This window comes from Curtobacterium sp. MCJR17_055 (genome assembly GCF_003224335.1).
In the GTDB taxonomy this organism is placed as follows: domain Bacteria; phylum Actinomycetota; class Actinomycetes; order Actinomycetales; family Microbacteriaceae; genus Curtobacterium.
Window position 1 is genome coordinate 193965 of the sequence record NZ_QKLF01000002.1, and the last position, 14420, is coordinate 208384.

The following is a 14420-nucleotide window of genomic DNA, read 5'->3' on the forward strand; positions in this document are numbered from 1 at the left end:
CCTCCCGTCCGGCTCCGCCCACAACGGGCTCCGCCCACAACGGGCTCCGCCCACAACGGGCTCCGCCCACAACGGGGAAGGGCCCCGCATCCTGACGGATGCGGGGCCCTTCCTGGGGGTCACTCGGTTCAGTTGTACGTGCCCGGCGTGAAGTCGTCCGACGAGAAGCTGTCGAAGTCGACGAAGCTCAGGTCGGCGTCCGAGAACGACGAGTCGTCCGCGAAGATGCGGTTCGGGTACCGCTCCGCCTTCGCTTCCTCCGTCGCGTTCACGTCCACGTCGCGGTACCGGCTGAGGCCCGTCCCGGCGGGGATGAGCTTCCCGATGATGACGTTCTCCTTGAGGCCGACGAGCTGGTCCTGCTTGCCCTCCATGGCCGCCTGCGTCAGGACGCGGGTGGTCTCCTGGAAGGACGCGGCGGACAGCCACGACTCGGTCGCGAGGGACGCCTTCGTGATGCCCATGACCTCCTGGCGAGCCGAGGCGGTCTTGCGACCCTCCTGCAGCGCCGCCCGGTTGATCGCGTTGTAGCGCGACCGGTCGACGAGCTCACCCGGCAGCAGGTCGGTGTCGGCGTGGTCGACGACGGTGACCTTGCGGAGCATCTGGCGGACGATGACCTCGATGTGCTTGTCGTGGATCGGCACACCCTGCGAGCCGTACACGTCCTGCACACCGTTGACCAGGTGCTTCTGGACCTCACGGACACCCTTGACCCGGAGGACTTCCTTCGGGTCGACGGTGCCGGCGATGAACTGCTCGCCGAGCTCGACGTGCTGCCCGTCCTCGATGAGGAGGGTCGCACGCTTGAGCACCGGGTAGATGAACGGCTCGTCGCCGTTGTCCGGCGTGAGGATGATCCGACGACCCTTGTCCGTGTCCTCGATCGTGGCGCGGCCGGGGGCCTCGGCGATCGGGGACGCGCCCTTCGGGGTGCGGGCCTCGAAGAGCTCGGTCACGCGGGGCAGACCCTGCGTGATGTCGTCGGCCGAGGCCGAACCACCCGTGTGGAAGGTACGCATCGTCAGCTGGGTACCGGGCTCACCGATGGACTGGGCGGCGATGATGCCGACCGCCTCACCGATGTCGACCAGGTTGCCCGTGGCGAGCGAGCGGCCGTAGCACTGCGCGCAGACACCGACGGCCGACTCGCAGGTCAGGACCGAGCGCACCTTGATGCTCTCGACACCGGCAGCGAGCAGCTTGTCGAGGAGGACGTCACCGACGTCCTCGCCGGCCTCGGCCACCACGGTGCCCGAGGCGTCGACGGCCTCGGTCGCGAGGGTGCGCGAGTAGACGGTGTTCTCGACGCGCGGGTCGCGGACGAGCCCGCCGTCAGCACCGACCGTCGCGATCGGCAGCTCGAGGCCACGGGTCGTCCCGCAGTCGTCCTCACGGATGATGACGTCCTGCGACACGTCCACGAGACGACGGGTCAGGTAGCCCGAGTCAGCGGTACGGAGTGCCGTGTCCGCCAGACCCTTGCGAGCACCGTGCGTGGCGATGAAGTACTCCGCCACGGTCAGGCCCTCGCGGTACGAGTTGATGATCGGGCGGGCGATGATCTCGCCCTTCGGGTTGTTCACCAGACCACGCATACCGGCGATGTTGCGCACCTGCAGCCAGTTACCACGAGCACCGGACGACACCATGCGGTTGATGGTGTTGTCGACCGGGAAGTTGTCGCGCATCTCCTGCGCGATCTCGTTCGTGGCCTCGGTCCAGATCTTGATCAGGTCGGCGCGACGCTCGGAGTCGGTGATCAGACCCTTGTCGAACTCGCCCTGCACCTTGGCGGCCTGGACCTCGTAGCCCGCGATGATCTCCTTCTTGCGAGGAGGCGTCACGACGTCCGACAGGGCGACGGTCACACCGGAGCGGGTGCCCCAGTAGAAGCCGGCGTCCTTGATCCGGTCGAGCGCAGCGGCCGTCTCGGTCTTGGAGTAGCGCTCGGCGAGGTCGTTGACGATCGCGGAGAGCGTGCCCTTGTCGGTGACCCGCTGGACGAACGGGTAGTCCGCCGGCAGGGTCTCGTTGAAGAGCGCACGGCCCAGGGTGGTCTCGAGGAGGATCGGCTGACCGACCTCGTAGCCCTCCGGCGCCTCACCCTCGGCGAAGTGGACACCCGTCATGCGGATCTTCACCATCGCGTTGAGGTGCAGCGTGTTCTGGTCCTTCGCGAGGATCGCCTCGGCGACGGAGGAGAACGCCCGGCCCTCACCCACGGCGCCCTCACGGACGGTCGTCAGGTGGTGCAGACCGATGATCATGTCCTGCGCGGGCAGGGTCACCGGACGGCCGTCGGACGGCTTGAGGATGTTGTTCGAGGCGAGCATCAGGATGCGGGCCTCGGCCTGGGCCTCGACCGACAGCGGCAGGTGCACGGCCATCTGGTCACCGTCGAAGTCCGCGTTGAACGCAGCACAGACCAGCGGGTGGAGCTGGATGGCCTTGCCCTCGACGAGCTGCGGCTCGAACGCCTGGATGCCGAGACGGTGCAGCGTGGGCGCACGGTTCAGCAGCACGGGGCGCTCGCGGATGATCTCCTCGAGCACGTCCCACACCTGGGCGCGCGAACGCTCGACCATGCGCTTGGCCGACTTGATGTTCTGCGCGTGCGACAGGTCGATCAGGCGCTTGATGACGAACGGCTTGAACAGCTCGAGCGCCATCTGCTTGGGCAGACCGCACTGGTGGAGCTTGAGCTGCGGGCCGACGATGATGACCGAACGGCCCGAGTAGTCGACGCGCTTGCCGAGCAGGTTCTGGCGGAAACGACCCTGCTTGCCCTTGAGCATGTCGCTCAGGGACTTCAGGGCGCGGTTGCCGGTACCCGTGACCGGACGTCCACGGCGACCGTTGTCGAACAGCGCGTCGACCGCTTCCTGCAGCATGCGCTTCTCGTTGTTCACGATGATCTCGGGGGCACCGAGGTCGAGCAGGCGGCGGAGACGGTTGTTGCGGTTGATCACACGACGGTAGAGGTCGTTGAGGTCCGACGTGGCGAAGCGGCCACCGTCGAGCTGCACCATCGGGCGGAGCTCCGGCGGGATGACCGGCACGACGTCGAGCACCATCGCGGCCGGCGAGTTGCCGGTGGCGAGGAAGGAGCTGACGACGCGCAGGCGCTTGATCGCGCGGATCTTCTTCTGGCCCTTGCCCTCGGCGATCTGCAGACGCAGCGCCTCGGCCTCGGCGGCCAGGTCGAAGGCCTCGAGCCGCAGCTTGATCGCCTCGGCGCCCATGTAGGCGTCGAAGTAGATCCCGAAGCGGTCCTGGAGCTCGTGGAAGACGGCGTCCTCGGGCTTGAGGTCGCCCACCTTGAGGTTGCGGAAGTCCTCCCACACGCGCTCGAGGCGGGTGATGTCCTCGTCGAAGGACTTGCGGACCTGGGACATCTCCTTCTCGGCGGTGTCCTTGGTCCGGCGCTTCACGTCGGCCTTGGCGCCCTCCTCTTCAAGGGCTGCGAGGTCGTCCTCGAGCTTCTTGAGGCGGTCGGCGATGATCGAGTCGCGCTGGTTCTCGAGGTTCTTGATCTCGAGGCGCATCTCGTTCTCGAGGCCGGGCATGTCGGCGTGACGGCCCTCCTCGTCGATGCTGATGATCATGTACGCGGCGAAGTAGATGACCTTCTCGAGGTCCTTCGGCGCCATGTCCAGCAGGTAGCCCAGGCGCGACGGGACGCCCTTGAAGTACCAGATGTGCGTGACGGGCGCGGCGAGCTCGATGTGGCCCATGCGCTCACGGCGGACCGAGGACTTGGTGACCTCGACGCCGCAGCGCTCGCAGACGATGCCCTTGAAGCGGACACGCTTGTACTTGCCACAGGCGCACTCCCAGTCGCGGGAGGGACCGAAGATCTGCTCGCCGAACAGACCGTCCTTCTCGGGCTTCAGGGTGCGGTAGTTGATGGTCTCCGGCTTCTTGACCTCGCCGTACGACCACTGGCGGATGTCCTCGGCGGTCGCGAGACCGATCCGAATGGCATCAAAGGAAGTTGCTTCGAGCAATGTTCTTCTCTCTTGCTGAGTTCGAAACGTGTTCGGTACGGGAGGGATCAGATGTCGTCGACGGACGACGACTCGAACCGCGAGGAGATGTTGATGCCGAGCTCTTCAGCGGCACGGAAGACCTCGTCGTCCGTGTCGCGGAGGCTGACCGCCTGGCCGTCCGCCGAGAGGACCTCGACGTTCAGGCAGAGCGACTGCATCTCCTTCATGAGGACCTTGAACGACTCCGGGATGCCGGGCTCCTGGATGTTCTCGCCCTTGACGATCGCCTCGTAGACCTTCACGCGGCCGAGGATGTCGTCGGACTTGATCGTCAGGAGCTCCTGGAGGGCGTACGCGGCACCGTATGCCTCGAGCGCCCACACCTCCATCTCACCGAAGCGCTGTCCACCGAACTGCGCCTTCCCACCCAGCGGCTGCTGCGTGATCATCGAGTACGGGCCGGTCGAACGGGCGTGGATCTTGTCGTCGACCAGGTGGTGCAGCTTCAGGATGTACATGTAGCCGACCGAGACGGGCTCCGGGAACGGCTCGCCGGAGCGACCGTCGAAGAGCTGCGCCTTGCCCGAGGAACCGATCAGGCGCTCGCCGTCACGGTTCGGGAGCGTGGAGTCGAGGAGGCCCTCGATCTCGCGCTCGTACGCACCGTCGAACACCGGGGTGGCGACCTTCGTGCCGGGGGCTGCGCTGTGCGCGGCCTCGGGCAGGGCGGAGGCCCACTCCTGGATGCCCTCGACGTTCCAGCCCTGCTTCGCGAGCCACCCGAGGTGGATCTCGAGGACCTGGCCGAAGTTCATGCGGCCGGGGACGCCGAGCGGGTTGAGGACGATGTCGACCGGGGTGCCGTCCGCGAGGAAGGGCATGTCCTCCACGGGAAGGATCGTCGAGATGACGCCCTTGTTGCCGTGGCGGCCGGCGAGCTTGTCACCCGCGGTGATCTTGCGCTTCTGGGCGATGTAGACGACCACGCGCTGGTTGACGCCCGAGCCGAGCTCGTCGTCGCCGTCCTGCGAGTCGAACACCTTGACGCCGATGATCGTGCCCTCTTCACCGTGGGGCACCTTGAGCGAGGTGTCGCGGACTTCGCGCGACTTCTCGTTGAAGATGGCACGGAGCAGGCGCTCCTCGGCACTCAGCTCGGTCTCGCCCTTCGGCGTGACCTTGCCGACCAGGATGTCGCCGGGGCGGACCTCGGCACCGATCCGGATGATGCCGCGCTCGTCGAGGTCGGCCAGGAGGTCCGGGCTGACGTTCGGGAGGTCGCGGGTGATCTCCTCTTTCCCGAGCTTCGTGTCGCGGGCGTCGACCTCGTACTCCTCGATGTGGATCGAGGAGAGCGTGTCGTCCTTCACGAGGTTCTGCGACAGGATCATCGCGTCCTCGTAGTTGTAGCCCTCCCACGGCATGAACGCGACGAGGAGGTTCTTGCCGAGCGCGAGCTCGCCGTTCTCCGTCGCGGGGCCGTCGGCGATGACCTCGCCCTGCTCCACACGCTCACCGGCGCTGACGATCACGCGGTGGTTGTAGCTGGTGCCCTGGTTCGAGCGGTCGAACTTGCGCAGGTAGTAGGTCTGCGTGCCGCCCTCGTCGAGCTGCAGGGTCACGGCGTCGGCCGAGACCTCGGAGACGACGCCCGCCTTGTCGGCGGTGACGACGTCACCGGCGTCGATGGCGGTGTAGCCCTCCATGCCGGTGCCGACGAGCGGCGACTCGGAGCGGAGGAGCGGCACGGCCTGGCGCTGCATGTTCGCACCCATGAGGGCGCGGTTCGCGTCGTCGTGCTCGAGGAACGGGATGAGCGAGGTCGCGACCGACACCATCTGGCGCGGCGAGACGTCCATGTAGTCGACCTCGTCCTTGCCGACGAGCTCGACCTCCCCGCCCTTCTTGCGGACGAGCACCTTGTCGTCCTGGAAGTGGAAGTCGTCCGTCAGCGGGGCGTTGGCCTGCGCGACGACGAAGTCGTCCTCTTCCGAGGCCGTGAGGTAGTCGATGGTCGTGGTGACCTGACCGTTCACGACCCGGCGGTACGGGGTCTCGATGAAGCCGAAGGAGTTGATCCGACCGAACGACGCGAGCGAACCGATCAGGCCGATGTTCGGGCCTTCCGGGGTCTCGATCGGGCACATGCGGCCGTAGTGCGACGGGTGGACGTCGCGGACCTCGACGCCGGCACGCTCACGGGACAGACCACCCGGGCCGAGGGCCGACAGACGCCGCTTGTGCGTCAGGCCCGCGAGCGGGTTGTTCTGGTCCATGAACTGCGACAGCTGGCTGGTCCCGAAGAACTCCTTGATCGCGGCGACGACGGGACGCACGTTGATGAGCGTCTGCGGCGTGATGGCCTCGATGTCCTGCGTGGTCATGCGCTCGCGGACGACGCGCTCCATGCGGGACAGACCCGTGCGGACCTGGTTCTGGATGAGCTCGCCGACGGCGCGGATGCGACGGTTGCCGAAGTGGTCGATGTCGTCCACGTCGAGGCGGAGCTGGACCGGCTCGCCGTCACGGATGCCGTCCATCGTGGTGCGCTCGGCGTGCAGCGACACGAGGTACTTGATCGTCGCGACGATGTCCTTGACGGTGAGCACCGAGTCGGACAGCGGGGCGTCGATGCCGAGCTTGCGGTCGAGCTTGTACCGACCGACCTTGGCCAGGTCGTAGCGCTTCGGGTTGAAGTAGAAGTTGTCGAGGAGCGCACGCGCGGCCTCGGCGGCGACCTGCTCGCCCGGACGGAGCTTCCGGTAGATGTCCTTGAGCGCCTCTTCCTTCGTGAGGACGGCGTCCTTCTCGAGGGTCGACTCCATGGACGCGAAGCCCTGGAACTCCTCCATGATCTCTTCGCTCGTCAGGCCGAGGGCCTTGAGGAAGACGGTCACGGACTGCTTGCGCTTGCGGTCGATGCGCACGCCCACCTGGTCGCGCTTGTCGATCTCGAACTCGAGCCACGCACCGCGCGACGGGATGATGCGAGCGGAGTAGATGTCCTTGTCGGACGTCTTCTCCTGGGCGCGCTCGAAGTACACGCCCGGCGAGCGGACGAGCTGCGAGACGACGACACGCTCGGTGCCGTTGATGATGAACGTGCCGCGCTCGGTCATGAGCGGGAAGTCGCCCATGAAGACCGTCTGCGTCTTGATCTCACCCGTCATGTGGTTCATGAACTCGGCGTTGACGTACAGCGGAGCGGCGTAGGTCTTGCCGCGCTCCTTGCAGTCGTCGATCGAGTACTTCGGGTCCTCGAGCTCCGGCGACGTGAACGAGAGCTGCATGGTCTCGCCGAGGTCCTCGATCGGGGAGATCTCCTCGAAGATCTCCTCGAGGCCGGAGTGCAGCGCGAGGTCGGTGCGACCCTGCTCCTGCCCTTCGGCGAGGCGGGCCTTCCATGCGTCGTTGCCGACGAGCCAGTCGAAGCTCTCCGTCTGGAGGGCGAGCAGATCAGGAACCGTGAGGGTGTCCGTGATCTTGGCGAACGAGAGTCGCGAGTGGTTGCGACCGTTCTTGGGGTTGGTGGATGCGTTGGGCGCAGCAGCCAAGGGTTTGACCTCCGGTAGGCCCCGTCGGGCCGACACTGACGAGCAGTGTGTAGGTGAGTGGATTGATCGCTCGGCGCAACCCGATGATCACGACACGAGTACGGTGAGGCTCCGGGTCCGGAGCCGCCTGTGGGATGATCGGTGAGCGGGCCCCGCCGCCATATACGGGACCGGCATCACCAGGCGTGTTCTGCGAAGCACCTGCTGAGAGGCGTCTTCGAGGAACTCGGTCGACCGCAATATGACGACACGGATGCCAGGGAGCGCGAACTGTCATCATAGGTCGGGGACGAGTGCGCTGTCCAGTCCTGGCTTGACCGAGATCGAGTCCGGCGTGTATAAGCCCCGCCGGGCCGGTCTCATTCCCCCGCGCGGTCACCGCCGGCCGCCCCCTCCGAGTGCACGGACCGCGTCGCACGGTCGGTCGCTCCGCACGAAGGTCGTCCGTCCCGCGTCGTCGGTGATCTCCACCCCGGGCCCCGGCGTCAGCACGAGTGCCCGGCGGCGGCGCCCGATCCGGAGACCGACCCCGCCGTAGGTGGTGGCGTCCGCCTCAGTCACCCGGACCCTCGTGATCCGCCCTCTGGCGATCCGGCGGGGCGGGAGCGGCCGGAAGTGCAGCACGACGGCGTCCTCGGTGACGGTGAACCCGGCGCGGGCGGCGAGGGCGAGTGCGCCGACCACGACGGCGACGAGCCCGGGGACGACGAGCGCCGACTCGGGCGCGTCCCCCGGCCAGGCGAGGACCGCCGCCGTCAGCGCGAGCCCGGCGGCCAGCACGACCCCGCCGACGACGCGCATCCAGACGGGCGCGCTCTGGCGGTCCTCGACGAGCGGCCGGGAGGCCCGCCCCGGCTCCGTCGTGCGAGCGGACGCTCGCGCGGAACGTCCGGTACGGACTGGGATCGAGAGGGTGTCGGTGGACATGGTCGGGCTCCTTCGGGCGCGGGACGCCCGGACGTGGTGCGGCGGTGTGGGTCGGACGGCGGCACGGCGAGGAGGCCCGCGACGAGGGCGGGGCTCGTCGTCGGGCTGCGTCCGGAGCGGTCGGGAACGGCGGCGGACGGGCTCCGGCGTGGACCGGGGCGGGCGTCGACGGCGTCGGGCCGACCGGGGCGACGGGAACGACCGAAGGTGGGGTCGCGTCGTCCGTCGCACGAGGACACCGGCACGGTACGTCGTGCACCTCGGCGTCTCCTGACTGTCCATGCAGAAGCATGGATCAGCGGCGGCCAGCGTCCATCGGACGACCGGTCGGCCGGCGCGCGTGCGGTTCGTATCCTGGTCGCATGCCCAGTCTCTCGAGCGAGGAGCTCTCCAGCTGGATCGCGGAGTTCCGTGCCCACGACGCCGGTGACGCTGCCGACCCACGGGCGATCGACGTGTCGTGGGACGGTTCCCTCATCGACACCGCGCTCATCGTGGCCCGGCTGGGCACGTCCGGGACCGAGGTCTACCTGAAGCGTGAGATCGGCGGCTCGCCGGAGTGGACCGTGACGTTCGAGGCCCGCGAGACCGACGCGCAGGTCTCCGCGGAGCAGGTGATGACCCTGGCCACCGAGGTCCTGGCGGTCGGAAGGCTGTGCGCGTTCCTCACCGAGCGGACGGCGCAGCACCTCCGCGAGGTCGCGGGCCGCGATGGTGTTCCATCGACCCATGGCTGATGCGTTCGACGGGTTCCGGGTCGGTGCTGGGTACGCGGTGGTCGAGCCGGACAAGCATCGGCCGGGCTCGTTCACCCTGGTGGTCGACGGCACGCCGCAGTCACACGTCGACCTCGAGGACCCGACACACCTGGCGTTCGAGTACATCCGGCGGATCGGGCACGCGATCGACCTCCTGCCGCCGGGGCCGGTCACCGCGCTGCACCTCGGCGCCGGTGCGCTGACCCTGCCGCGGTACGTCGCGGTCACGCGACCGGGTTCGCGGCAGCAGGTCATCGAGCTCGAGCGGGACCTGGTCGACCATGTGCGGGACGCCCTGCCGTTCCCCCGCGGCGCCTCGATCCGCGTGCGGTACGGCGACGCCCGCGAGGTGCTCGAGAAGCTGCCGGCCGGTCTCCGCGGCACCGTGGACCTGGCCGTCGTCGACGTCTTCAGCGGCGCACGCACCCCTGCGCACGTGACGAGCGTGGAGTTCTACCGCTCGGTCGCCTCCTTCCTGTCCCCGACCGGCATCGTCGCGGTGAACGTCGCCGACGGTGCCGGCCTGGCCTTCGCCCGTGGGCAGGCAGCGACGCTGCAGTCGGTGCTGCCGTCCGTCGCGGCGGTCGCGGACACCGGGATGCTCAAGGGCCGGCGGTTCGGCAACATCGTGCTGCTCGGGTCCCCCGGTGCCCTGCCGATCGCGGAGATGCCGCGGCGGTACTCCTCCGACCCGCTGCCGAGCAAGGTCGTGCACGGCGACGAGCTGCGGTCCTTCATCGCGGGAGCGCCCATCGTCACCGACACCACGGCCATCGGGTCGCCCGAGCCGAACCGGTCCGTCTTCGGCGCCTGAGCAGCGGCTGCGGACGGCGTCCCTCGCGGTGCGGACGCTGCCAGGATGGGGGCACGCCGCGCCAGCGCGCGACCGCACACCACGAGGAGGCCGCCGATGACCAACGACGATCGCACCCCAGCCCCGCAGGGCCACGGCGAGCAGGACCAGCCGCGCTACGGCGAGCGCATCACGCCCGAGCACGGTTCGGCACCGCGGTACGAGGACCAGCCAACGCAGCAGTACGGCCAGCAGTCCGCGCCGCAGTGGGGCCAGCAGCGGCACGGCGACCAGCAGTACGGGCAGCAGCAGCACGGCGACCAGTACGGGCACCAGCAGCACGGGCAGCAGCAGCACGGGCAGCCGCAGTACGGGCAGCCGCAGCAGTGGGACCAGCAGCACGGCGCCGCTCCCGCCTGGCAGGCGCACGAGGGCGCGGTGAAGCGGAAGCGCACCCTGGGGGTCGTGGCGTTCGGCCTGGGGATCGTGGCCCTCGTGCTCGGTGCCGTCGGCGGCTGGTTGTTCGGCAGCGGCATCGGGGCGAGCGAGTCGTTCCGGGAGCTCATGCGCAGCGGCGGCTCCGGCACCGTCGACCAGCAGCAGATGTCGCAGGAGCTCATGTCGGATCCCGCCGTGATGGGCGCCGTCGGCAGCGCCTTGGTCGTGGCGGGCATCGGCTTCGTCATCGGGCTCTGGGCCCTCGTGCAGGGCATCATCGCCACCGCCACGGGACGCGGCCGGGTGTGGGGCGTCCTGGCGATCGTCCTCGCCGTCCTCGCCGGCATCGTGTTCTTCGTCGCCTACGGCGCCTCGATCGCCGCCGCCGTCGCCGGGGCTCGCTGACCGCTCGACGCCGACCGACACGGCCCGTCCCGGTGCATCCGGGGCGGGCCGTGCGCGTTCCGTGCGCGTGGCACGGGGACCTCAGGGGATCGCGCGGATACCCTCGACCGTGATGTCCCTCCCGCCCGACGAACGCCGAGACCACGACCGGACCGACCAGGCCCGGGAGCCCCGTCATGCCGCCCCGGTGACCGCCGGGGTCAGCCCGGGCAGCACCTTCGCGCCGATCAGCCTCCGCCCGGCCGTCGACGTCCAGGTCGTGCAGGACCGCCTGCGCGACCTCGGCCAGAGCCGGAGCACCGACGCCCTCGCCGAGCGCGCCGAACTGCTCCGTCTGCTCGGCCGCCTGGACGAGTCGCTCACCGTGGCCGAGGAGGTGTTCCGGCTGACGATGTTCACCGGGGAACGCCAGGACAAGGTCGGCGCACGCATCCGCCGCGCCCACGTCCTGCACGACCTCGGGCGCTACGAGCGCGCCGCCACCGAGGCCTCGATGGCGCGCGACACGGCCGCGACCGAGGAGTGGCCGGAGCTGGAGGGCGCCGCCGCCGAACTCGAGGGCTGGTCCCTCTACGAGCTCTCCCGGTTCGAGGAGGCGCGCGCCGTCCTCAGCCGCGCGTACGACGCCTTCCGCGCTGCCGGAGCACCGTCCGAGCGCACCGAAGCGCTCCGCACGGCCGTCGAGGCCGCACTCCGGGCCTCCATGGCGCAGCCCGCCCCTGAGCCGGAGGCCGCTCGACCGCGGACCGCCCGCGAGGTCGCGGTCCGCACCGAGGGCGAACCGCAGACGCGCATGGCCGAACCGGAGAAGCAGATCCCGCCGATCCGACGCCGGGTGCTCGGTGCGCCCGACGCCGCCCGGACCGAGGGCGACTCGCTCTGGGGCCGCCTGTCCGCCCGGAAGGACCGGTCCGACGAGGGCCAGGGTCCGCTCGGGGAGCAGTGACCGCACTCGACCACGTCCGGTCCCGGGCTGCCGAGCTGATGGGCGCCCACCTGCCCGACGGCTCCTGGACCTTCGCGTTCGACAACGCGAAGACCCGAGCCGGCCAGTGCGACTTCGCCCGGCGCCGCATCACCGTGAGCCGGCACCTCGCCGTCCGCTTCGCTCCCGACGACGTCGAGCAGGTCCTCCTGCACGAGATCGCGCACGCCCTGAGCGGGCCACGCGCCGGCCACGGGCCCTCGTGGCGCCGGACGGCCCGTGCCCTCGGGTACACCGGGTCGCGGCTGCACGACGGACCGATCGCGAGCGAACTGGCGCCGTGGGTGGGGCACTGCCCGGCCGGACACGAGCACTTCCGGTACCGGACCCCCACGCGCCCGCTGGCCTGCGCCCGGTGCTCGCGCCGGTTCGACGAGCGGAACGTCATCGCATGGACGCGACGCCTGCCCGGGACGACGGAGACGACTAGCCCAGCCCGGGCGGATCGTGTCGGAGGCGCGCCGCACACCCGTTAGCCTGGGCGGATGCGAACAGGGCAGGACATCCGGACCGATGCCGGGTCCTCGTGGTTCTTCGACGCGGGACGCATCGCCCTCGACTTCGCGCACACCGGCGGGTTCACCGACGACCCCGACCGGCGCCGTCCGCGCGGACACCTCGGTGAACTGCTCGCGACCCCGGCCGACCTGGACGAGTGGCTCGGCCTGCACACCGAACCGATCGACGTCGGCGCCACCGCGCGCGAACTGCAGGACGCCCGTGCGCTCCGGGCCGCGATCGCCCGCCTCGCCGTCGCCGCAGCACCCGCCGCCGCCGACTCCGCGGGCGAGCGCACCGCCGTCGCCGCGGGCCTCCGTGCCGGGACCGGACGCACCCGTCCCGTGCCGGACGACATCGACACCGTCAACCTGTTCGCCGCACTGCCGGACGTGCCCCCGAGCCTCCCGGGTGGTCGACGCCGTGCCGGGGCGAACCGCGTCCGGCTCGCGCAGGCGCTCTCGAGCGTCGCCCGCGACGCCGTCGCCCTGCTCACCGAGGTCGGCTTCGACGACCTCGAGGCCGAGGGCCGGTCCGCGCGCCTCAGCCGGTGCTCCGCGCCGGACTGCGGCCTGGTGTTCTACGACTCCTCGCGCGGCGGCACCCGACGCTGGTGCTCCATGCAGCGCTGCGGGAACCGGGCGAAGGTGCGTGCGCACCGGGCCCGCCGCGCAGGCGTCTGACCGACACCGAGCTGCGAGCAGCGGGTCCGGCAGCGGGATTGGCAGCGGGCCGCGGACCGCCCGATCTGGTGCGGCACCGAAACCCTGGATTCGGTGCACCGAACTCTCTGGCATGCTGACCGCATGACGGACACCGCCGCCCCGGTCGTGAGCCAGCGCCCGCCCGGTCGACGTGCCGCCGGGCTCGGACTGCTCGGACCGGCCTTCGTCGCCGCCATCGCCTACGTCGACCCGGGCAACGTCGCCGCGAACCTCACCGCCGGCGCCCGGTACGGGTACCTGCTGCTCTGGGTGCTCGTGGCCGCCAACGCGAGCGCGGTCGTGGTGCAGTACCTGTCGGCGAAGCTCGGCATCGTCACCGGGAAGTCGCTGCCGGAACTGCTCGGCCTGAAGATGCGCCGCACGCCGCGCCTGCTGTTCTGGGCGCAGGCCGAGGTGGTCGCGGCGGCGACCGACGTGGCCGAGGTCATCGGCGGCGCACTCGCCCTGCACCTGCTCTTCGGCGTGCCCCTCGTCGCGGGCGGGCTGATCACCGGCGTCGTCTCGATGGCGATCCTCCTGCTGCAGAACCGCCGGGGCGCCCGGACCTTCGAGGCGGTCGTCACGGCGATGCTCGCGGTCCTCACGATCGGGTTCTGCGCCGGGCTGCTGTTCGCGCAGGTGTCCCCCGACGAGCTCGTCGCCGGCATCGCACCCCGGTTCGCCGACTCCGGGTCCGTGCTGCTCGCCGCCTCGATGCTCGGCGCGACCGTCATGCCGCACGCCGTGTACCTGCACTCCGCCCTGGCCCGCGACCGGCACGGGGACGTCCCGGCCGGCCCCGAACGGCACCGGATCCTCGTCGCCACCCGCTGGGACGTGGGCCTGGCCCTGGTCGTGGCCGGCGGCGTGAACATCAGCATGCTCGTCCTCGCCGCCGCCACGCTGCAGGGCGTCGACGGCACCGACTCGATCCCCGGGGCCCAGCGGGCCATCGCCGAGAACGTCGGTCCGGTCGTGGGGGTGCTGTTCGCGATCGGACTGCTCGCGTCGGGGCTGGCGTCGACGTCGGTCGGCTGCATGGCCGGCGCGGAGATCATGCACGGGCTGCTGCGCGTGCGGGTGCCGCTCGTGGTGCGGCGGCTCGTCACGCTCGTCCCCGCGATCGTCCTGCTCGCGCTCGACGCCGACGCCACCCAGCTGCTCGTCATCAGCCAGGTCGTGCTGAGCTTCGGCATCGCGTTCGCGATCGTGCCGCTCGTCGCCTACACGTCCCGGCGGAGCGTGATGGGTGCCGACGTCAACGCCGTCGGCACCCGGGTCGTGGCCTGGCTCATCGCCACGGTGATCGTCGCCCTCAACGTGGCGCTCATCGTGCTCACCGTCACGGGCTGAGCCCGCGCGGCTC

The 14420-nt window shown here is 70.1% G+C and carries 10 protein-coding genes; 7 read left to right on the plus strand and 3 right to left on the minus strand.

Annotated features, from left to right (window positions below; all coding sequences use genetic code 11):
* Window positions 1-128: 128 nt before the first annotated feature.
* The 3 genes from DEJ16_RS04990 to DEJ16_RS05000 form a co-directional block, all read right to left on the minus strand.
* Complete coding sequence (locus tag DEJ16_RS04990) at window positions 129-4010, minus strand: DNA-directed RNA polymerase subunit beta' (protein WP_110824268.1); 3882 nt, start codon at window positions 4008-4010, stop codon at window positions 129-131.
* A gap of 47 nt (window positions 4011-4057) precedes the next feature.
* The gene (gene rpoB / locus DEJ16_RS04995) at window positions 4058-7546 is read right to left on the minus strand and encodes a DNA-directed RNA polymerase subunit beta (RefSeq protein ID WP_110824269.1); all 3489 of its coding nucleotides are present in this window, start codon (window positions 7544-7546) and stop codon (window positions 4058-4060) included.
* A gap of 375 nt (window positions 7547-7921) precedes the next feature.
* Window positions 7922-8473 carry a hypothetical protein gene (locus tag DEJ16_RS05000; protein ID WP_110824270.1) on the minus strand — a complete coding sequence of 184 codons (552 nt, stop codon included), beginning with the start codon at window positions 8471-8473 and terminating at the stop codon, window positions 7922-7924.
* A gap of 362 nt (window positions 8474-8835) precedes the next feature.
* Between DEJ16_RS05000 and DEJ16_RS05005 the strand changes: the two genes are divergently transcribed.
* From DEJ16_RS05005 to DEJ16_RS05035, 7 genes are all read left to right on the plus strand, one after another.
* Window positions 8836-9210 carry a hypothetical protein gene (locus DEJ16_RS05005; RefSeq protein WP_110824271.1) on the plus strand — a complete coding sequence of 125 codons (375 nt, stop codon included), beginning with the start codon at window positions 8836-8838 and terminating at the stop codon, window positions 9208-9210.
* The gene (locus DEJ16_RS05010) at window positions 9203-10045 is read left to right on the plus strand and encodes a spermidine synthase (RefSeq protein ID WP_110824272.1); all 843 of its coding nucleotides are present in this window, start codon (window positions 9203-9205) and stop codon (window positions 10043-10045) included. Before DEJ16_RS05005 ends, DEJ16_RS05010 begins: the two co-directional genes overlap by 8 nt.
* 96 nt (window positions 10046-10141) lie before the next feature.
* Window positions 10142-10867, plus strand: a complete 726-nt coding sequence (locus tag DEJ16_RS05015; protein ID WP_110824273.1) for a DUF4064 domain-containing protein — start codon at window positions 10142-10144, stop codon at window positions 10865-10867.
* Between the two features lie 112 nt (window positions 10868-10979).
* Window positions 10980-11813, plus strand: coding sequence for a hypothetical protein (locus DEJ16_RS05020; RefSeq protein WP_110824274.1), 834 nt, complete (start codon window positions 10980-10982; stop codon window positions 11811-11813).
* Window positions 11810-12328: a SprT-like domain-containing protein gene (locus tag DEJ16_RS05025; RefSeq protein WP_258365828.1), complete on the plus strand. Its 519-nt coding sequence runs from the start codon at window positions 11810-11812 to the stop codon at window positions 12326-12328. Before DEJ16_RS05020 ends, DEJ16_RS05025 begins: the two co-directional genes overlap by 4 nt.
* 9 nt (window positions 12329-12337) lie before the next feature.
* A complete protein-coding gene (locus DEJ16_RS05030) occupies window positions 12338-13033 on the plus strand; it encodes a CGNR zinc finger domain-containing protein (RefSeq protein ID WP_110824275.1) in 696 nt (231 codons plus the stop codon).
* A gap of 123 nt (window positions 13034-13156) precedes the next feature.
* A complete protein-coding gene (locus DEJ16_RS05035) occupies window positions 13157-14407 on the plus strand; it encodes an Nramp family divalent metal transporter (protein ID WP_110824276.1) in 1251 nt (416 codons plus the stop codon).
* The last annotated feature ends 13 nt before the right edge of the window (window positions 14408-14420 follow it).